General features: G+C 28.9%; 20 protein-coding genes. 13 read left to right on the top strand and 7 right to left on the bottom strand.

Annotated features, from left to right (window positions below; genetic code table 11):
• Positions 1-26: 26 nt before the first annotated feature.
• From ACFOWD_RS07120 to ACFOWD_RS07105, 4 genes are all read right to left on the bottom strand, one after another.
• Positions 27-1,898, bottom strand: a complete 1,872-nt coding sequence (locus ACFOWD_RS07120) for a DUF349 domain-containing protein (protein WP_377409268.1) — start codon at positions 1,896-1,898, stop codon at positions 27-29.
• A 111-nt stretch (positions 1,899-2,009) separates the two neighbouring features.
• Complete coding sequence (locus ACFOWD_RS07115) at positions 2,010-2,765, bottom strand: shikimate dehydrogenase family protein (protein ID WP_377409266.1); 756 nt, start codon at positions 2,763-2,765, stop codon at positions 2,010-2,012.
• The gene (locus tag ACFOWD_RS07110) at positions 2,743-3,753 is read right to left on the bottom strand and encodes a DUF368 domain-containing protein (RefSeq protein ID WP_377409264.1); all 1,011 of its coding nucleotides are present in this window, start codon (positions 3,751-3,753) and stop codon (positions 2,743-2,745) included. The genes ACFOWD_RS07115 and ACFOWD_RS07110 overlap by 23 nt, the downstream gene beginning before the upstream one ends.
• Positions 3,754-4,677 carry a DUF368 domain-containing protein gene (locus ACFOWD_RS07105; protein WP_377409262.1) on the bottom strand — a complete coding sequence of 308 codons (924 nt, stop codon included), beginning with the start codon at positions 4,675-4,677 and terminating at the stop codon, positions 3,754-3,756. It abuts the gene before it with no gap.
• 94 nt (positions 4,678-4,771) lie between these two features.
• On the opposite strand from ACFOWD_RS07105, the gene ACFOWD_RS07100 reads away from it, so the two are divergent.
• On the top strand, positions 4,772-5,551 hold the full coding sequence (locus ACFOWD_RS07100; protein WP_377409260.1) for an MBL fold metallo-hydrolase: 780 nt from the start codon (positions 4,772-4,774) through the stop codon (positions 5,549-5,551).
• A gap of 6 nt (positions 5,552-5,557) precedes the next feature.
• On the top strand, positions 5,558-6,079 hold the full coding sequence (locus ACFOWD_RS07095; protein ID WP_377409258.1) for a superoxide dismutase family protein: 522 nt from the start codon (positions 5,558-5,560) through the stop codon (positions 6,077-6,079).
• Between the two features lie 37 nt (positions 6,080-6,116).
• Here ACFOWD_RS07095 and ACFOWD_RS07090 read toward each other — a convergent pair whose 3' ends face one another.
• Complete coding sequence (locus ACFOWD_RS07090) at positions 6,117-7,487, bottom strand: tetratricopeptide repeat protein (protein ID WP_377409256.1); 1,371 nt, start codon at positions 7,485-7,487, stop codon at positions 6,117-6,119.
• Between the two features lie 192 nt (positions 7,488-7,679).
• Here ACFOWD_RS07090 and pyrR point away from each other — a divergent pair, with 192 nt between their 5' ends.
• Genes pyrR through ACFOWD_RS07060 form a run of 6 tightly spaced genes read left to right on the top strand, consistent with a single transcriptional unit; the run spans position 7,680 to position 11,500 of the window.
• Positions 7,680-8,219 carry a bifunctional pyr operon transcriptional regulator/uracil phosphoribosyltransferase PyrR gene (gene pyrR / locus ACFOWD_RS07085; RefSeq protein ID WP_377409254.1) on the top strand — a complete coding sequence of 180 codons (540 nt, stop codon included), beginning with the start codon at positions 7,680-7,682 and terminating at the stop codon, positions 8,217-8,219.
• Positions 8,220-8,221: 2 nt separating this feature from the next.
• Positions 8,222-9,151 carry an aspartate carbamoyltransferase catalytic subunit gene (locus ACFOWD_RS07080; RefSeq protein ID WP_298992457.1) on the top strand — a complete coding sequence of 310 codons (930 nt, stop codon included), beginning with the start codon at positions 8,222-8,224 and terminating at the stop codon, positions 9,149-9,151.
• 4 nt (positions 9,152-9,155) lie between these two features.
• On the top strand, positions 9,156-9,488 hold the full coding sequence (locus tag ACFOWD_RS07075) for a hypothetical protein (protein WP_377409252.1): 333 nt from the start codon (positions 9,156-9,158) through the stop codon (positions 9,486-9,488).
• Between the two features lie 10 nt (positions 9,489-9,498).
• Complete coding sequence (locus ACFOWD_RS07070; protein ID WP_377409250.1) at positions 9,499-9,819, top strand: T9SS type A sorting domain-containing protein; 321 nt, start codon at positions 9,499-9,501, stop codon at positions 9,817-9,819.
• Entirely contained in the window at positions 9,816-10,733 is a 918-nt protein-coding gene (locus tag ACFOWD_RS07065; protein ID WP_377409248.1) for a ribonuclease Z, read from the top strand. Before ACFOWD_RS07070 ends, ACFOWD_RS07065 begins: the two co-directional genes overlap by 4 nt.
• The gene (locus ACFOWD_RS07060) at positions 10,730-11,500 is read left to right on the top strand and encodes a response regulator transcription factor (protein ID WP_377409246.1); all 771 of its coding nucleotides are present in this window, start codon (positions 10,730-10,732) and stop codon (positions 11,498-11,500) included. Before ACFOWD_RS07065 ends, ACFOWD_RS07060 begins: the two co-directional genes overlap by 4 nt.
• 152 nt (positions 11,501-11,652) lie before the next feature.
• On the opposite strand, the gene ACFOWD_RS07055 is transcribed toward ACFOWD_RS07060, so the two are convergent.
• Entirely contained in the window at positions 11,653-12,015 is a 363-nt protein-coding gene (locus tag ACFOWD_RS07055) for a CoA-binding protein (protein WP_377409244.1), read from the bottom strand.
• A 94-nt stretch (positions 12,016-12,109) separates the two neighbouring features.
• Between ACFOWD_RS07055 and ACFOWD_RS07050 the strand changes: the two genes are divergently transcribed.
• The 3 genes from ACFOWD_RS07050 (at position 12,110) to ACFOWD_RS07040 (ending at position 16,387) form a co-directional block, all read left to right on the top strand.
• Complete coding sequence (locus ACFOWD_RS07050; RefSeq protein ID WP_377409242.1) at positions 12,110-14,587, top strand: TonB-dependent receptor domain-containing protein; 2,478 nt, start codon at positions 12,110-12,112, stop codon at positions 14,585-14,587.
• A gap of 119 nt (positions 14,588-14,706) precedes the next feature.
• Positions 14,707-15,189: a GyrI-like domain-containing protein gene (locus tag ACFOWD_RS07045; RefSeq protein WP_377409240.1), complete on the top strand. Its 483-nt coding sequence runs from the start codon at positions 14,707-14,709 to the stop codon at positions 15,187-15,189.
• Positions 15,190-15,202: 13 nt separating this feature from the next.
• Complete coding sequence (locus tag ACFOWD_RS07040) at positions 15,203-16,387, top strand: MFS transporter (RefSeq protein WP_377409238.1); 1,185 nt, start codon at positions 15,203-15,205, stop codon at positions 16,385-16,387.
• 35 nt (positions 16,388-16,422) lie between these two features.
• On the opposite strand, the gene ACFOWD_RS07035 is transcribed toward ACFOWD_RS07040, so the two are convergent.
• Positions 16,423-17,430 (bottom strand): 3-oxoacyl-ACP synthase III family protein, encoded by a 1,008-nt coding sequence (locus ACFOWD_RS07035; protein WP_377409236.1) that lies wholly within the window; start codon positions 17,428-17,430, stop codon positions 16,423-16,425.
• 109 nt (positions 17,431-17,539) lie between these two features.
• Here ACFOWD_RS07035 and ACFOWD_RS07030 point away from each other — a divergent pair, with 109 nt between their 5' ends.
• Entirely contained in the window at positions 17,540-18,931 is a 1,392-nt protein-coding gene (locus ACFOWD_RS07030; RefSeq protein ID WP_377409234.1) for a Gfo/Idh/MocA family protein, read from the top strand.
• A gap of 124 nt (positions 18,932-19,055) precedes the next feature.
• Positions 19,056-20,966, top strand: a complete 1,911-nt coding sequence (htpG, locus tag ACFOWD_RS07025; RefSeq protein ID WP_377409233.1) for a molecular chaperone HtpG — start codon at positions 19,056-19,058, stop codon at positions 20,964-20,966.
• Positions 20,967-21,007: the final 41 nt, after the last annotated feature.

Raw genomic sequence — 21,007 nt, 5'->3', positions numbered from 1 at the left:
CAAACATTAAGTTTGGCATTTTTTATTTAATAATCTTTCTTTTTAATGTAGCTTAGTTTTTGTTTCCAAACGTCTAAGTTTTCTTTAAAATCTTTCACTTGATTTTTTACATTAACAACTAAAGGGTTCTTTTCGTCTGCATTTTGGAAAAATCCTAAATTATTTTCTAATTGTTGAATTTCTCTTTTAATTTCATCGATCTTCTTTCTAATAAAGATTTCTTCAGATTCTAATTTTCTTGATTCATTATCATCTGCAAGACCATCTATTGTATTCGTAAATTTAAGCATTGTAAACTCTGTTTTGTCAACAGATAATTTATCTAATAGTAAATCTAATTGTTTATTAAATTTACCATCTAAGTGTCTAAATTTTCTTGGCAATCTACCTAAATCATTCCAATCATTAATTGCTTTTGTTAAAGAATCTTTAGTAGCCTTTTTAGTTTCTTTTAATTTCTCTAAAAACTCTTTTTTAGCATCTACAATAACTTGCTGTTCTTTACTAATTGCATTTTTTTGTTGATGATACCTATCAAAATAATGATTACAAGCTGCTTTAAATTTTTTCCAAATATCGTCTGAGAATTTACGTGGTACGTGCCCAATTTTTTTCCAATCAGATTGAATTTTCTTCATGGTATTTGTTGCTTCTTCCCAATCTTCACTATCTTTAAAAGATTCAGCTATTTTAATTAAGGCTAATTTCTTTTTTAAGTTATCTTGCTGACCACTTTTTTCTTGCTTATAAAAAGCATTTTTTGCTGCATTAAAGCGTTTTGTTGCTGCTTTAAACTTTTGCCAAACTTCTTCACTTTTTGCATAAGGCAACTTACCAGCATCAAAATACTTTTGCCTTAATTTTTCTATTTCTTTAATACTTTTTTGCCAATCGTTATGAGAATCATTCTTAGAGAAATCGTAATTATTTAATTCTTGAATTACTTCTAATTTTTTCTCAATAATTTCTTGAACCTTAGAACGCATTTCTTTGTAATGCTCATGCCTTCTATCATGTATTTTTTTTGTAGCGTTGCTAAACTTTTTCCAAATTTCTTCTCTCATTTCAGAAGCCACAGGTCCAATATCTTCTTTCCAAGCTTTATGTAAATCTTGCAATTTTTTTGCAGCATAATTCACATCTTTTTCTAAAGTTAAAGCTTCTGCTTCTGCTATAATTTTTAATTTTTCTTCTAAATTATTTTTAAAATCTAAGTCTCTGTAGTCTTTACTTAAATGTAATAGGTCATAAAATCTCTCTACATGAAAGTGATATGTTTTCCAAGTATCATTGTATCTGGTTTTTGGAACTGGCCCAATTTGTCTCCAAGAATCTTGAATTTCTTTAAAAACGGTATACATAGTTTTAGGATCTGCTTCATCAATTAAAGCTTTTAATCGCTCTATAACTAATAACCTTTTTTCTAAATTTTCGTTTAAACGATTCTCTAGTTCACTATAGTAAGCGTCTCTAGTTCTTTTATATTCAGATAGTAGTTTATTATATTCTTCTTTTACAGGACTATTAAATTTAAAATCAATAGTATTACCACCAGCTTCTAAAAACTGGGCTTTTTTTTCTGCTAAAAGTTTTCCAAATTTTTTATTAAAACTACTTCTTATTTTTTCTACTTGAGACTTAATTTTATGAGCTGCATTATCATTAAGTAACTTTTTTAATGCATCTACTAACTCTTCAAGAGATAGTTTACTGTAGTCAATCTGTGGTAATGAATCGTCCTCTTTTTCATCTTCTTTTTCTGCTTCTTCTGCAACAGATTTTTCAATCTCATCTATTGCTTCAGTTGCATCTACTTGTTCATTTACTTCTTGATTGTTGTTTGTTTCTAAAGCTTCTTCTTCTTTATTGACAGCTTTATTGTCATCATTTTCTAACATATCTACAATGTTTAAAGGTCTTTATATAATACTATAATTATATAGTCATCAAAAATAACAACAACTTACATAAATAGCAATAGTTATTTATAAGTAATATTTATTATCGAATTAAGAATTCCATATTCTCCAGGATTCTTCTGCTTGAAGTTGCAACATTTCTAATCCATTTTTTATTGTAGCCCCTTTTTCTTTTCCTTTAGATAAAAAAGTAGTGACTTCTGGATTATAAATTAAATCATAAAGTAAATGATTTTTAGAAAGATATTGATAAGGTAATTTTGGGCAAAGTTCTACATTAGGTGAAGTTCCTAAAGGAGTACAATTTACAATAAGATGTGTCTCTAATAGAAGTTCTTTATTTATATCTGAATAAGAAATTTCTTTTTTCTTAGTTGGATTTCTTGAAACAAACTTAAATTTTATATTATTCTTTTTTAAAACAAAAGCAATTGCCTTAGATGCACCTCCTGTACCCAATATTACTGCTTTTTTATGATTTGATTTTAGTAAAGGCAATAATGAATTTTCGAAACCAAAAGCGTCTGTGTTAAATCCTTTTAAATTACCCCTCTTTGTAAATTTAATAGTATTAACTGCACCTATTTTTTTTGCAGTTGCATCTATTTTATCTAAGAATGGAAAAATTTCTTCTTTATAAGGAATTGTAATATTTAAGCCTTTAATATTTGGATTGTTTTCTAAAACGTCTTTAAAATCTTTAATTTCATTTAAATCAAAATTTAAGTATTTAAAGTTATCTAAACCTAATTGTTTAAACTTGTCTTTAAAATAACCTCTAGAAAAAGAATAAGATATATTTTTTCCTAAAAGTCCAAATAATTTAATTTCTGTATTTTTTGTCATAATAATCTAAAGCCAATACTAACCCAACCCCCAAAAAGATAAAAAAGATAGCTGTAAAAGTTTCAACACTATAAAATTCTGGCAGGTATCGTTCGTAATTTTCTACAATTTTATTGCCAGCTATATCTGTTTGAAAAATATTATCTTTTTTAACATAAATCGTTTTTTTCCAAGGCCAAACAATTCCTAAAGAACCTGCAATAAATCCAATAATTATAGCATTTACTAATTTATTCCATTTACTTAGCACATACCCTAAAACATGAGAAATTGTTACTAAACCAAAAGCAGAGCCTGCTGTAAAAACAGAAATGATTTTTAAATATCTAATTTTAATAGGATCTGAAAGCACTTCAAAATTACCTGTTAATACATTTGTAATGATATTAAAAAATACATTAACAGAATCTACCAACAATAACACATAATTACCTAATAGAATTAATATAAAAGAGCCAGATAAGCCAGGTAAAGTCATACCAGATACACCAATAATTCCACAAAAAAACACAAACCAAAGATTATCATTTTCTGTGGCTGGTTTTAAAAAACTTATGGCTAAGCCTAAAGAAATGCCAATCAACAAAAACACAAAACTTACTCTAGACCATTTTCCAAAATCTTTACCTATGTAATAAATAGAGCCGATTATCATCCCAAAAAAACAGCTCCAAACATAAAGTTCATAGTGCTTTAAAAAATAATCAAGAATTAAAGAAACACTAAAGTAACTAAAGATACTACCTCCCATAACCAAGGTTAAAAACTGCCCATTGGTATATTTATAAAAACTTTTAAATTTACCTGTAAATAGTAATTTAAAAGCATCTATGTTTATTCTTCTAAAAGAATAAATTAACTCTTCATAAAAATCAAAAACATAAGACACAGTTCCTCCAGAAACACCAGGAACTTTGTTAGCAGCTCCCATTGCAATACCTTTTATAAAAAGGTAAATTTTATCTAAAAAACTTCTGTCTTTTTGCATTTATTGTTTTTTAACAGCTAACTTTTCCATCAATAAAATTAATAAAAAACCAATTAATGCAAGTAAAACTGCGAAGGGAATTTGAGGGTCTCCTTCAAAAGAAAATGGTGAAACACTAACTTGATTAAAAGGTACTTTTACACCATGAGAATTTGTGCGCCAAGTTAAGGTTTCTTTCCATGGCCAAATCTTATTTAAAGAACCAATAATAAACCCTGTTAATGCAGCAAGTGTATAATTTTTATAATTAGAAAATAACCATTTTAAAATTTTAGAAAAACTTAATAAACCTACAATTGCACCTAAACCAACAGTAGCTATTGTTTTTAAATCTCTATCATCTACTGCTGTTAAAATGGTTTTATAAGCACCTAACAAAACTAAAATAAATGCCCCTGAAATACCAGGTAATATCATTGCACAAATTGCAATAGCACCAGCCAAAAACAAAAATAATAAAGAAGAATTTTCATTTACCAAAGGGTTTAAGGTAGTTACATAATAAGCAAGAAAAGAAGATAAAAGTAAAAGTAAAACACTAACAAAATTCCATTTTGTAATTTGTTTTGCTACATAAATTATACTTGCTAAAACTAAACCAAAAAAGAAAGACCATAAAAGTATAGGTTCATTTTCTAATAAATATTTTATAGCTTTAGCTAAAGTTACAACACTAATAAATATTCCTAAAAAGAGAGAAAGTAAAAAGTTACCATTTACTTGTTTCCAAGCCGCCTTTAAGCCTTCTTTTTTTAAAGTTTTAAAAAGCTTAAGATTTACATTACTTATAGAACCTAATAATTCTTCATAAATACCAGAAATAAAGGCAATAGTGCCTCCTGAAACACCAGGCACAACATCTGCAGCACCCATAGCCATTCCTTTAAAACCAATTATAATATAATCTTTAATTTTTCTACTCATATCTTATTTTAAAAACGAAGATAATAGATTTTAAAGAAACCTTAACAACCCTCAAATATTAATATTCATATCTTTGAGAAACAAACTATTTACTATGAAAACTATCCTAACTTTTTTAGTCATTTCAGCATCAATTTTTTCTTGTAAAAAAGCTGAAGAACAAAAAAACAATAACTTGATTTCTGAAAAAACAGAAGTAAAAATAAGTGATACAAAAATCACTCCTATTTCACATGCAACAGCAGTTTTAGAATTTGGTGAAACAGTTATTTATATAGACCCAACAGGTGGTGCTAAAGCTTTTGAAGGTTTTAAAACTCCTAATTATATTTTTATTACAGATATTCACGGAGATCATATGAATAAAAAAACACTTAATGAACTTGACTTAGCTAACACAACTATTGTTACCCCAGATGCTGTAGCAAAACAACTACAAGCTATAAATGCAAAAGAAATTATTGTTATAAATAATGGGGAATCTAAAACAATAAATAATTTTAGTGTTGAAGCTATACCTATGTACAATTTAAGAGAAGAGGCGCTTAAATTTCACTCAAAAGGAAGAGGAAATGGATATGTTTTTACCATTGATAATGAAAGAATTTATTTTTCTGGAGATACAGAAGATATCCCTGAAATGAGAAAACTAAAAAACATAGACAAAGCTTTTGTTTGTATGAATCTACCTTACACAATGACAGTTGAGAGTGCTGCAAGCGCAGTTTTAGAATTTAAGCCAAAACAAGTTTATCCTTATCATTACAGAGGTACTAATGGGTTAAGTGATGTATCTAAATTTAAAGAACTAATTAATAATGGTAACAATGAGATTGAAGTAGTACAATTAAATTGGTACCCTAACAGAAAATAAAAGTATATGAAAATTTTAAAAACACTTTGTATTGTATTTGTAAGTATAATGTTTTTTACATCTTGTAAAACAGAACAGAAACAAGCCATTGCTACTATAACTGCTAAAAGTAATAGCAATGTTAATGGAACTGTAACATTTACAGAGAAAGATGGTAAAATAATGATGTCAGCAAAAATAAATGGGTTAACACCTGGTACACATGCTATTCATATTCACGAAAATGGAGATTGTTCTTCAGATGATGGAAAATCTGCAGGTGGTCATTGGAATCCTACTAAAGACAATCATGGAAAATGGAAACATGGCGAGTTTCATAGTGGGGATATTGGAAATTTAGAGGCTGATGAAAATGGAGTAGCTACTATAGAAAAAGAAAGTGATTTCTGGTGTATTGGTTGTGAAGATGAAAATAAAAATATATTAAACCATGCTATTATTGTACATGCAAGTGCAGATGATTTTAAATCTCAACCTTCAGGAGCTGCAGGTGCCAGAGTTGGTTGTGGGGTGATAACCTTAAAATAAAAAGTAAAAAAACCTGAAGTAAACTTCAGGTTTTTTTTTATTCTAATGCTTTTTTAAAGTTTATAAGTAATTTTTGTATTTCTTGGTTTTCATAAACCACAGGATACATTTCTGATAGAATTATGTGATAATCATAATCTATTTTCATACCTGCAATTAAGTGGTTTTTAGCATACTTTATTTTATTTAGTAAAAAAAACAAACCTGCTAATCTATATTCAATTTCTGCAAAATCTTTGTAAATTTTTTGAGCTTTAAACAATACTGCAACAGCATCATTAAATTCACCTACAAAACATAATACATCTACTAAAGCAATATATACTTCTAAAGCATGATCGTTTAATTGTAAACATTTTCTAAATCCTTCAATTGCTTCTTCATAAAAGTTTAGTTTAATCTGTATTTCTGAATAACGTCTCCAGTACAAAGAATTATCTTCATCTATCTTTAAAGCTTTTGAAATATAATAAGATGCTTTTTGATAATTTTTAACATCATAGTAAAGATTGGTCAATAAAATCCAACCTCTATCTAATAATGGATCTTCATGAACTGCTTTTTTATAAAAAATAATAGCATTATCAAAATCATTCAACTTTTGGTAACATTCCCCTATTCTAACAAAAGCAAAAGCAGTTGGGTCATCTAACTCAAGAGTTACAGAATAATTTTCTATAGCTTCTTTATAGTTACCTAACTCTTCTAAAGTTTTTGCTTTTTCTAAATATCCTCCTATAAAAGATTCGTCAATTAAAACAGCATAATCAAAAGCAGTTAAAGCTTCTTTAAACATATCTAACATAAAATACTGTCTCCCTAGTTGATGCCAAGCTACTTCACAATAAGGGTTTCTATCTATGTAACTGTTTAAATATTTAATAGCAGATTCGTGCTCTTTTTCCATGTCAAAACAATAGACAATATTATAAAGTGCAGAATAATCTTCGTAATCTACATCTATACACTTGGCAAAATTTAATCGAGCATTTTCAAAATCATCTAAATAAAGATACTCCATACCCATTAATGACCAAACATCTACTTTATCACTAGTAAACTGTAATGCTTTCTTCAAATTTTCTATGGCCTCTTTGTGATTACCTGATTTTGATGAAATGGTTGCTTTTTGAATGAAAACTTCGTCGTTATTAGGTTCTAAGTTTTCAATTACCTTTAACAACGTAGTTGCTTTTTCTAAATCGTCTTCAAAAATAAATAGCTCTACTTGTAATAATTTTAAATCTACTGATTGTGGGTGTTGTTCTAAACCTAACTTAACTGCTTTTTTAGCTAAAGCATGTTTACCAACATCTAAATAATGAATGATTATTTCTTCGAACTCAACCAAATCAAAAAAGTAGATATTATTGGTTTTGAGCATTTTTTCAAATTTCACTAAAGACATAGCTAAGAGATAAGATTTGTTATTTTAAATGTACTATAAGTCTTTGCTTTCTTTTTAAAATCAGGTTTTTGTTTTCAACAATTTAATTAACAAAATCATTAATGCATTTAGCTACTATAAATTTTGCATATACATTTATTTACGTTAATTTTGATTTTCAATAACTATCAACTAAAATTTGATAGGTTTCTTATGAGCAAAAAAACACTTCTTAACTCAAAAGATATTGAAATTATTTTACACAGATTAGCTTGTCAGTTAATCGAAAATCATAATGATTTTTCTAATTCTGTATTGATAGGTTTACAACCTAGAGGTTCTTATTTAGCCAATAGACTAGTAGATTTATTAAAAAATGAATACCAAATAAAGAACTTAGAATTTGGTTTATTAGACATTACTTTTTACAGAGATGATTTTAGAAGAAGAGACGAACCTTTGTCTGCCAAATCAACAGAAATTGACTTTTTAATAGAAGATAAAAAAGTAGTGATTATTGATGATGTTTTATATTCTGGTAGAAGTGTAAGAGCAGCTTTAACTGCTTTAGAGTCTTATGGTAGACCAAAAAATATTGAACTTTTAGTACTAATTGATAGACGTTTTAGTAGACATTTACCTATACAACCGAATTATAGAGGTAGACAAGTAGATGCTATAAATCAAGAAAAAGTATTAGTTTCTTGGAAAGAAACTAATAAAAAAGACGCAGTTTATATAGAACAACGATAAATATGGATCAACTAAGTGTAGAACATTTACTAGGCATAAAATATCTAAATAAAAATGATATTGATCTCATATTTAAAACAGCAGATGGTTTTAAAGAGGTTATTAATAGACCTATTAAAAAGGTTCCTTCTTTACGAGACATTACTATTGCTAACTTGTTTTTTGAAAATAGTACAAGAACAAAATTATCTTTTGAACTTGCAGAAAAAAGACTCTCTGCAGATGTAATTAACTTTTCTGCTAGCCAATCCTCTGTTAAAAAAGGAGAAACGCTTATAGATACTGTAAACAATATTTTATCTATGAAAGTAGATATTGTTGTTATGCGTCATGGAAATGTTGGTGCTGGTGTTTTCTTATCTAAGCATGTAAATGCTAAAATTATAAATGCTGGAGATGGTACTCACGAACATCCCACACAAGCTTTATTAGACTCTTATTCTATAAGAGAAAAACTAGGCTCTGTAAAAGGAAAAAAAGTGGTGATTGTAGGTGATATTTTACATTCAAGAGTTGCCTTATCAAATATCTTTGCTCTACAATTACAAGGAGCAGAAGTAAAAGTTTGTGGTCCTACTACACTTATACCTAAGTATATTTCTAGTTTAGGAGTTACAGTAGAAACCAATCTTAAAAAAGCACTTGAGTGGTGTGATGTTGCTAACGTTTTACGTGTACAGCATGAACGTATGGATATTAAATACTTTCCATCTACAAGAGAATATACACAGCTTTTTGGTATAAATAAAGAGATACTAGATAACCTAGATAAAAAAATTGTAATCATGCACCCAGGACCAATAAACAGAGGTGTAGAAATTACTAGTGATGTTGCAGATTCTAACCAATCTATTATTTTAAACCAAGTAGAAAACGGAGTTGCTATAAGAATGGCTGTAATTTATTTATTAGCACAACAAATTAAAAGATAATATTGTGATTGTAGAGAAAAAAGAAACATATTCCCTTATTTCTACAAAAGAAAATTCAATCCAAGAATTTTATAAATACTTTGATAAACAGGCAGATAATTTTAAAAATGAAAATCTAATACTTGAACTTTCTAATTTTATTAACTATAAAAAAGAAGATTTTTTACTATTTTTGGATATAGCTCAAGAAAAAAAGAACAATGGCACATCATTTGTTATTGTAAATGCAAAGGCTAATATTGAAGATTTTCCTGAAGATTTTAATATTGTACCCACAATTATTGAAGCAGAAGACATCTTAGAAATGGAAGCCATAGAAAGAGAGTTAGGATTTTAACCCCAAAAGAATGATAAAAAAAATACTTGTTTTTTTATTTTTTGTTTTTACCATCAATGTTTTTTCACAAGAAAAATCTATTGATAATTTATCGGCTGCACCTAACCCTTTTACATCAACCACCAAAATAACTTTTAAAGCCTCTAAAAATACCAATGTGTTTTTTGTAGTAAAAAATGTGCTTGGCAAAACCATACACAAAGAAGTTTTTAAGGCAAAAACAGGTACTAATAGTATTCCTTTTTCTAAAGGAGATTTAAGTACAGGTATTTATATTTATTCCATACAGAACGAAAAAAGAATTATTTCTAAACGTTTTGTTATTAAATGAGTATACGTTTAACTATTTTAGGCTGCCATTCTGCTACTCCACGTGCTAAAGCTTACCCTACATCACAATATTTAGAAATTAATAATCATCATTTTTTAATCGATTGTGGAGAAGGTACTCAACGTCAAATGCGAAAATATAAGGTAGGTTTTTCTAAAATAAATCACATTTTTATATCTCATTTACATGGAGATCATTTTTTTGGATTAATAGGATTAATCTCTACTTTAGGTTTATTAGGTAGAGAACGTGAACTGCATATTTTTGGTCCAAAAGACATTAAAAAAATGACTTTAATGCAACTCAAAATTACGCAATCGCATGCTAAATTTCCAATTCAATTTCATGAGCTATCCTCTAAAGAAAGTGAAGTTATCTTAGATGATGATAAAGTAACCGTAAAAACCATACCTCTAAAACATAGAATTTATACGAATGGATATTTATTTATAGAGAAAGAAAAACCGAAAAACCTTCATATAGATAATATTAAAAACTATCCAGAAATTGATAGAGCCGATTATTTAAATATTAAAGCTGGTAAAGATATATTATTACCTTCTGGTGAAGTTGTACCTAATTCAGAACTAACCTTACCTCCAAAAAAACCATTGCGTTTTGCTTTTTGTAGTGATACTGCCTACAAACCCAATATAGTACCTTTATTAAGAGATGTAGATTTACTATACCATGAAGCAACTTTTTTAGACGATAGAAAAGATTTAGCAAAAAAAACGATGCACGCTACAACTAAACAAGCTGCAACTATTGCTAAAGACGCTAATGTAAAGCAACTCATTTTAGGGCATTATTCTGGAAGATATAAAGATATTAGCGAATTTAAAGAAGAAGCACAGAGTGTTTTTACAAACTCACATTTAGCTGAACCAGGTAAAGTTTTTACGGTATTATGAGAAAAGAGGAAATTAATAATATCTACAATAAAATTTTTGAAACCTACCCTACAGTAGAAATCGAAGAGCATATTAAAAAATTAATTGAGCTAGATTATTTTTATCCATATAACTCTACTTTTTACTGTATAACAAACACAGTTCATCAAAGTTTTGAATACATAAGCAAGAACTTTACTGCATGTACAGGTTTAGATAAAGAAATGATGTTAGCTGGTGGTATGGAGTATTTTTGGTCTTTATTTCACCCAGATGATATTCAACTTTGGATTAAGAGTTTGCAAAATTTAATGCAGTTTACAATGTCTGAATTAAATGATGAGCAACGCAAAAAAATGAGCTATACTTGGAATTATCGTATAAAAAATGCTGAGGGTATATATGTAAATGTAGTTCAAAATACAACTCCTCTTCAATTTGATGAAACTAATAAACCAATTATTGGGTTGGCACATTATACAGTTTTACATGGAGCAATAGAAATGGATATTTGTGCAAGTGCTAAGTATTTAAACGAAAATAATGAGTATGAAACATTGTACTATCAAAATATTTCTAATACTAATATTTTAGATGCTGTAAGTAATAGAGAAAGAGATGTGATACGCTTATTAATTACAAAAAAAACAAGCGATGAAATAGCTAAAACGCTAAATATTAGCAAGCATACTGTAGACACGCATAGAAGAAATATTCTCAGAAAATTTAATTTATCTTCTACCTTTGAATTGATTAACTATTTTAGAAATAACCCTAAATTGATATAAATACTCATATTGAGTATTGTAAAAACTCTTTCTTAAAATTACATTTGTGTAACCAAGCTTTAAAAAAATTGGGTTGGTATTTTATTTGGGGGAATTTTTATTGCTAGAAAAAGAAGATTTTATCACCCAACTAAGCCAATCCAATTTTACTTTTAATATTGATTGGTAGATAATAGCACTAAAGTGCAAGCTATTTCTGTCTCAATATTATTTTCTTTCAACAGCTTAACAAACTCCATATTTTCAGTCCCAGGATTAAAAATAACTCTTCTAGGTTTTAAATCTATAATGTAATTGTAATACGCTTCTTGTCTTTTAGGATTTAAGTATAAAGTAACAGTATCTATATTTTCTAAAGGCTGTTTTTTGTCTAATATAGTAACATCTAAAACATTACCTTTTCTTAGACCTACAGCTGCTACAGCAATATTTTTATCTCTCAATCTTTTAATAGCAATATTTGAATATCTATTAGGATTTAAAGAAGCCCCTAAAACTAAAGTTACATTTTTCATTTGTTAATAATACGTTAAACACTGTTAAGAATGGTAACAAAGATAAGTTATGTATCGTCTATAATACATCAATCAAAACAAAAAATCAACCAAAATGAGAAAAGTACTACTACTAGTAATGCTTGTAATTTCAGCAAATTCATTTGCGCAACTTGCAAAATCTGCACTTCCAAAACCTGGCTCAATCTCAGGTAAAGTTATAGACAAAACAACTAAAGAACCTTTACCTTATGTAAATATTGTAGTTAGAGATGCTGCAAAAAAAATAATTACAGGAGGTATTACTAATGAAGAAGGTTTTTTTGGCATAAAAGATCTACCAAAAGGCAAAAGTATTGTCGAAGTTCAATTTATAGGATATGAGATTTTTAGTAAAGAAATAAATGTAACAAATGATAATAAAAGTATAAATCTTGGTACAATATCATTATCGGAATCTAGTGCTTCATTAGACGAAGTTGTTGTAAGAGCAGAAACCTCTTCTGTAGTTCAAAAAGTAGACAGAAAGGTAATAAATGTAGGTAAAGATTTAACTGCTGCTGGTACAACAGCTTCAGAACTTTTAAATAATGTACAATCTGTAAGTGTAGATAGTCAAACTGGGCAAATAAGCTTAAGAGGTAACGCAAATGTAAGAGTATTAGTAGATGGTAGACCAACCAACATACCTGCTGCACAATTGTTACGTCAAATACCCTCTACTTCTATTAAAAGCGTAGAGTTAATTACCAATCCTTCAGCAAAATACAATCCTGATGGAATGAGTGGAATTATTAACATCATACTAAACAAAAACGCAAATATGGGCTTTAATGGTTCTGTTGATACAGGTGTAACTGCTGGTCATTATGTACGTTATAATGCATCTACAAACATGAACTATAAAACAGGTAAAGTTAATTTTTTCTTGAACTATGGGCATAATAGTGGAGAAAATTACAATTATGGTTTTGTAGAAAGACCTGGCGTAAACTTTCAAGATTTTATTTTTGTTAATGACAATACATCTAACTTAGTAAAATTTGGTGCAGATATTTATATTAATGATAAAAACACATTATCTCTTTACACTACTCAAAACTGGTTCGATGGTTTAGCAAGTGGTCGTTCTATAATTACAGATAATAGTGGTAATGTTATTATTAATGCACCAAATACGCAAGATAACACCTCACCTACTGGTACATATAACTTAAATTATAAAATTGATTTTGCTAAAAAAGGACATAATTTAGAATTTGAAGCGACTTATTCTAATACTGACGCATCTAATTTATTAGATAATTTAAACCTACTACAAACTTCATCAGATTTTGATTATAGAGTATTTAATTATTATAATAACATTAATAATGATAGAAATAATGCCCAACTGAATTTAGACTATACTAATCCTTTATCAGACAAAACAAAATTAGAATTAGGGTTAGAATATAGAGGAGACAACACCAATAATATTAATCTAACGAACCAAGAAATTTATACGTTTGATAATAACAACACCATAAATGGTACAGAAGTTTTAGGAAGTTCAGATTTTGATTTTGAAAGAAGAATTTACTCTGCCTATGCAAATTACGGAACCTCTTTTGGAAAAGTTACTATGCAATTAGGAGCAAGATTTGAAAACTTTTTAATTGATGGTACATTTAGAAGATATAATGATGAAAATAGAAACTCTGTAAGAGACATTCAGAACGTAAATCAAGATTTATTTAATATATATCCCTCAGCTTTCTTTACTTATAGTCCATCAGAAAAAAACCAATGGCAATTAAGCTATAGTAGAAGAATTGATAGACCAGGTATTCAACAAGTAAACCCTATTAGAGAATGGAGTACTCCTTTAATTATTTCTATTGGTAATGCAGACTTAAGACCACAGTTTACCAATAGTTACGAGTTAAATTATACACGTCAAATTAAAGGAGGTAACTTAACCTTTGGTACGTTTTACAGAAAAATAGACGATGTTATTTCTAGAATTACTAACGTAGATCCTGCAAACCCAGATTTTGGTCAAATATTATCATTTACAAACTTTAGTGATACAGATGCTTATGGTATTGAGTTTTCAGCAAATTTTAAAATGAATAAATGGTGGAGAGTAAACTCTAGTATGGATTTTTATTCGCAAGAACAATTAGGAAACATTAATAACACTGGTGCAAACCCAACACAATTAACTGTACAAAACGATGTTTTTAATGCACGTATTAGTAATAGTTTTACAGCAACAAAAAACTTACGTTTACAACTATTTGCCATGTATAGAGGACCACAAAAAGACATTCAATGGGATGTAGAAAATATGTGGATGATAAACGCAGGTGCTAGTTGGACAGTTTTAAAAGGTAAAGGAACCATTAATTTTAGAGTTAATGATATCTTTCAGGGTATGAAGTTTGCGTTTAACTCTACAAATCCTTTTGTACAAAATGGACGCTTTCAATGGGAAAGCAGAACTACCTTCTTAGGCTTTAATTACAGGTTTGGTGGTGGTAAAAATAGAGCTAAAGCCAGAAGAAATAGAGACAATAGAGAAAAAGATGGTGGTGGAGGATTTTTCTAACCACTTTAATGTATAGTAAATTTGAATTATAAAACGTGCTGCTTTTTTTAAACAGCACGTTTTTAATTTTACTAAATTGTACTAATTGATTTTTGTAATTTTACAATAGATATAAAAAAATGATACAACCTAGAATTACAAATCTTCAAGAAAAAAAGTTAGTAGGTATAGCTACACAAATGAGTTTAGTAAACAATAAAACAGGTTTACTTTGGGCTCAATTTGCACCTAAAATAAAAGATATTAAGAATCGAGTTTCAGAAGACAAAATCTCTTTACAAATCTATCCTACAGATTATTATGCAAATTTTAATCCTACAACAGAGTTTACAAAATGGGCAACAGTAGAAGTGACTAATTTTAATGAGAAATTACCTGAATTTAACAGTTTACTTTTAGAATCTGGTTTATATGCTGTTTTTGATTACAAAGGATCTAGTTTAGACACTTCTATTTATGAATATATATTTTTTAATTGGTTACCAAATTCTAAATATAAAGTTGACAATAGACCCCATTTTGAAATTTTAGGTGAAAAGTATAGAAATAACGACCCCAATTCTGAAGAAGAAATTTGGATACCTATAAAAGTGAAAAATTAACCCATATTCTGTTTTGATTAAGTATTCTAAGCTTATTTTACCAACTATTGTTATTGCTCAGTTTTGTTGTACTTCTTTATGGTTTGCTGGCAATGCAATATTAGATGATTTAATTATAAATTATAATTTACCCGAAAATTCAATAGCTAGTTTAACCTCTATTGTTCAGTTTGGTTTTATTTCAGGCACATTATTATTTGCCATACTTACCATTTCAGATAGATTTTCTCCTGCTAAAGTATTCTTTACTTGTGCTGTTTTGGGAGCCTTTACGAACTTGCTAATTATACTTAGTCAAAATACTTTTATTAGTATATTACTATTAAGATTTTTAACTGGTTTTTTCTTAGCAGGTATTTATCCTGTAGGCATGAAAATAGCTTCAGATTATTACAAAAAAGGGTTAGGAAAAGCATTAGGTTTTTTAGTTGGGGCTTTAGTTTTAGGAACTGCTTTTCCTCATTTATTAAAAGATTTAAATACAGGGTTTCCTTGGAAAAATGTAATGATATTTATTTCTATTTTATCTATTCTAGGAGGTTTGTTAATTCTTTTTTTAGGAGATGGTAAAAATAGAAAACAAAGTCAACAATTTAATTTCTCAGCGTTTTTTGGTGTTTTTAGAAATGATGATTTTAAATCAGCTGCATTCGGATATTTTGGTCATATGTGGGAATTATATGCCTTTTGGGCTTTTGTTCCTGTACTTATAAAAATGTTTGCAAACAATAATAATATTGATATAAATATTCCCTTATTTTCTTTTTTAATAATTGCTATTGGTGCTTTAGGGTGTGTAGTGAGTGGTTATCTTTCACTAAATTTTAAAACAAAAAAGGTTGCTTTTTATATTTTATTAAGTTCTTTTATTTGCTGTCTTATTAGTCCATTAATTTTTCAACTAAAAAGCAGTTTTATTTTTTTAAGTTTTCTGTTTTTCTGGGGATTTGTAGTAATTGCAGACTCACCTCTATTCTCAACATTAGTAGCAAATAATGCTGAGGCTAAAATAAAAGGAACCGCTTTAACTATTGTAAATTGTTTTGGTTTTGCAATTACTATTATTAGCATTCAGCTTTTGAGTATATTAATTTCACGTTTTAATACACCAATGGTATTTACACTTTTAGCTATAGGACCATTATTTGGTATTTTATCTTTACAAGTCATTAAAAAGAAAAGGTCTTTTCTACTTTAAGAAAAGACCTTTATATTATTAAAAAAATGTATTTACTACCAACGAATAATTACAGAACCCCAAGTAAATCCACTTCCAAAAGCAGCTAAAACAACCAAATCGTTATCGTTTATTTTACCTTGTTCCCAAGCTTCTGTTAATGCTATAATTACTGATGCAGCAGTTGTATTACCATACTTCATAATATTGTTATGAACCTTATCATCAGATAATTGAAACTTCTTTTGAATAAATTGAGCAATACGTAAATTCGCTTGATGAGGAATTAGCATATCTATATCTTCTTTTTGTAGATTATTAGCTTGCAATCCTTCAACAATAGCTTCAGAGAAACGCACAACAGCGTGTTTAAAAACAAACTGCCCATTCATATATGGATAATAAGATTGGTCATCTGGATCATTCTCAGCTAAAATTTCTGGCACCCATCTTCCTGTTGCAGGTCCATCTAACATTAATTCTCTTGCATGCTTACCTTCTGAATGTAAATGAGAAGATAAAATACCTTTTCCTTCTTCTTCACATCTAGATAGCACTGCTGCTCCTGCTCCATCACCAAAAATTACAGTAACACCTCTACCTCTAGTCGATTTTTCTAATCCTCCAGAATGATTTTCTGAACCAATAACTAAGATGTTTTTATACATACCTGTTTTTATAAACTGGTCTGCAACTGACATAGAATAGATAAATCCTGAACATTGATTACGTACATCTAAAGCACCAATAGTTGGCATATCTAGCATATCTTGCACTCTTACTCCACCTCCAGGGAAATACATATCTGGACTTAATGTTGCAAAAATGATAAAGTCGATATCATCTTTAGTTAAGCCAGCTCTTTCTATAGCTATTTTTGCAGCTTTTGCTCCCATAGAAGAAGTATTATCACCAGTCTTTGGGTCTATCCATCTACGTTCTTTAATTCCTGTTCTTTCTTGTATCCATTCATCAGAAGTATCCATAAACTCTTTTAAGTCATTATTGGTAACCACATTTTCTGGAACGTAATACCCTAAACCAGTAATTTTTGAATTATACATATTTATCGGTTCTAAAAATTAGTAATTTGTTATTTGTAACTAACAAAAATAGTGATAAATTAACACCTTTACAATAAGCAATTTAAAATCAACTAAACATTTTTTTATTATGAATAGAAAAGATTTTTTATCACTTTCGTCAAAAGCTGCTCTGTTTTTAGGTTTATCAACAACAATTTCTTGTAAAGAAGAAACTTTAGAAAAAACAAATTCATTACTGAATAAAACTGCTAAAGGAACTGCCTTTGGACTAACTACTCCAAAAATTGACAATGTAAGAGTAGGTATTATTGGTGCTGGAAACAGAGGACAAACCTTAATACAAATGTTCGATTGGTTGGTAAAAAATAACCATGCCACTGTTGTAGCAATTTCAGATTTAAGAAAAGAAAAAACAGACAAATTAAATGCGCATCTTAAAAAAACACATAATACTACTGCAGATGCATATTTTGGTAATCCAGATGAATGGAAAAAAGTTGCAGATAGAGATGATATTGATTTATTAATTATTGCTACACCTTGGGAAATGCATACACCTATGGCTCTGTATGGAATGGAGAAAGGAAAACATGTAGCTTCTGAAGTACCTATTGGATATACTCTGGAAGATTGTTGGAAATTAGTAGAAACTGCAGAACGCACCCAAAAACATTGTATGATGATGGAAAACTGTTGTTTTAATGGTGAAGAATTGTGGGTGTTAAATATGGTAAATCAAGGTGTTTTTGGTGATTTAACTCATGCAGAAGGTGCATATATTCATGATTTAAGAAAGCATCTTTTAGATGAAACCTATTATGAAAATCAATGGCGAATAAAACATCATCTTAAGAAAGATGGTAATTTTTATACAACTCATGGCTTAGGCCCAATAAGTCAATACATGAATATTGGTAGAGGAGATACTTACGACCATGTAGTTTCTATGAGTTCAAGAGAAAAAAGTTTAAGTGATGCTGCTAAAAGGGCTAATCTACCACAATTTCAAAATGTGAAATGTGGTGATATGAACACCACTATGATTAAAACCAAATTAGGTAAAACCATTATGTTACAGTTTGATGTGCATTCAGGTAGACCTTATGATCGATTAAATACAGTTGTAGGAACCAAAGCAGTTCATGAAGGATATCCTTCTAAATTATATATTAATGAAGAAGAATTGGCTTGGTGGGGTCATAAATGGTTAGATGATGAAAAATATACTGAATATAGAGAAAAATACAATCATCCACTTTGGGCAAAATTAAAAACTCAAATATCAGACAATTCTGTTGGCCATGGAGGCATGGATTTTGTCATGATTTATAGACTTATTAGATGTTTAAACAAAGGATTACCTTTAGACATTAATGTCTATGATAGTGTTTTATGGAGCGCTATTACTCCACTATCAGAACTTTCTGTAGCACAAAACAGTAGCTCTATAAAAGTACCCGATTTTACAGGTGGAACTTGGAAAAACGAGAACAAAACTGAAATGTTGAGAGACATATAAATTACAAATTATGAATTTATAATTCGTAATTAAAATATTTCTGTCATCTTGTCATAATTCTTTCTTTGGTATTTTTTTTGACTTATTAATCGTCAGAAAATAATATTAAAATAAATATAAAATTATGAGCAAAGGAAACATTAATGTATCAGTAGAAAATATTTTTCCACTGATTAAAAAATTCTTGTATTCTGATCACGAAATCTTTTTACGTGAGTTAATTTCTAATGGTACTGATGCCACAACAAAACTAAAACACTTAATTTCTATTGGTGAAGCAAAAACAGAATTAGGTGATGCTAAAATTGAAATCAGTATTGATAAAGATGCAAAAACCTTAACCATAAAAGATCAAGGTATTGGAATGACTGCTGATGAAGTTGAAAAATACATCAACCAAATTGCATTTTCTGGTGCTGAAGAATTTTTAGACAAATACAAAGATGATAAAAACGAAACTGGTGTTATTGGACACTTTGGTTTAGGTTTTTACTCTGCTTTTATGGTGGCAGATAAAGTAGAAATCATTACAAAATCTTTTAAAGACGAACCTGCTGCTCATTGGACTTGTGATGGTTCTCCTGAATATACTTTAGTAGCGCATGACAAATCTGACAGAGGAACAGAAATTATTTTACACATAGCAGAAGATTCAACTGAATTTTTAGAAGAAGGTAAAATTAGAGGTTTATTAACTAAATACAATCGTTTTAACCAAGTGCCAATTAAATTTGGAACTAAAAAAATTAACGATCCAGAGCATGAGCCTGCAACCATTACAGATAAAGATGGTAAAGAAACTAAAGAACCTCACAGACAAATAGAGGTAGATGATATCATCAACAATACTAATCCTGCTTGGACAAAAAAACCAGCTGATTTAGAAAAAGAAGATTACGATAATTTCTACAGAGAATTGTATCCAATGCAATTTGAGGAGTCATTATTTCACATTCACTTAAACGTAGATTATCCTTTTAACTTAACAGGTATTTTATTCTTCCCTAAGTTAACTCAGAACTTAGATATGCAAAAGGATAAAATTCAACTCTATCAAAATCAAGTTTTTGTTACTGATAATGTTGAAGGTATTGTACCAGACTTTTTACAAATGTTAAAGGGTGTTATAGATTCTCCAGACATTCCATTAAACGTTTCTCGTTCGTATTTACAAGCAGATGGTGCTGTTAAGAAAATTTCTGGTTACATCACTAAAAAGGTTGCAGATAAATTAGCATCATTATTCAAAAAAGATCGTGAAGATTTTGAGAAAAAATGGAATGATATTAAAGTAATTATTGAGTATGGAATGTTATCTGAAGATAAATTCTTTGATAAAGCAAAGAAGTTTGCTTTATATCCAACAGTAGATGACACATATTTTACGTTTGATGAATTGGTTGAGAAAACAAAAGACACTCAAACTGATAAAGATGGTAACCATGTAATTTTATATGCAGCTAATAAAGATGCTCAACACAGTTACATTCAAGCTGCAAAAGACAAAGGTTATCAAGTGTTAATTTTAGATTCGCCAATTGTTTCACATTTAATGCAAAAATTAGAAACTTCTGGAGATGGCAAAATTAAATTCTCTAGAGTTGATGCAGATCATATTGATAATTTAATTAAAAAAGACGACAACGTAATTTCTAAATTATCAGATGAAGAAAAAGAGAAATTAAAGCCAGTTATTGAAGGTGCTGTAAACAATTCATCTTATACTGTGCAGTTAGAAGCTATGGATTCTAATGCTTCACCTTTTATGATTACTGTACCAGAATTTATGCGTAGAATGAAAGAAATGCAAGCTACTGGTGGTGGAGGTATGTTTGGTATGGGTAACATGCCAGATATGTACAACTTAGTGGTGAACACAAATAGCCCATTAGTTTCTGAAATTTTAGCTGCTGATGAAGAAAAGCAAAAAGGCTTAATTTCTCAAGCTTTTGATTTAGCAAAATTATCTCAAAACTTGTTACATGGTGAAGAGTTAACAAACTTTATTAAGCGTTCTTATGAGTTAATTAAGTAATCAATAATTTTGTTCTTGATTTTACAGGAATTTATAAAACC

It is taken from the genome of Polaribacter marinivivus, assembly GCF_042651285.1.
Taxonomy (GTDB): Bacteria; Bacteroidota; Bacteroidia; order Flavobacteriales; family Flavobacteriaceae; genus Polaribacter; species Polaribacter marinivivus.
This window is presented reverse-complemented; position numbering and strand designations above follow the sequence as displayed.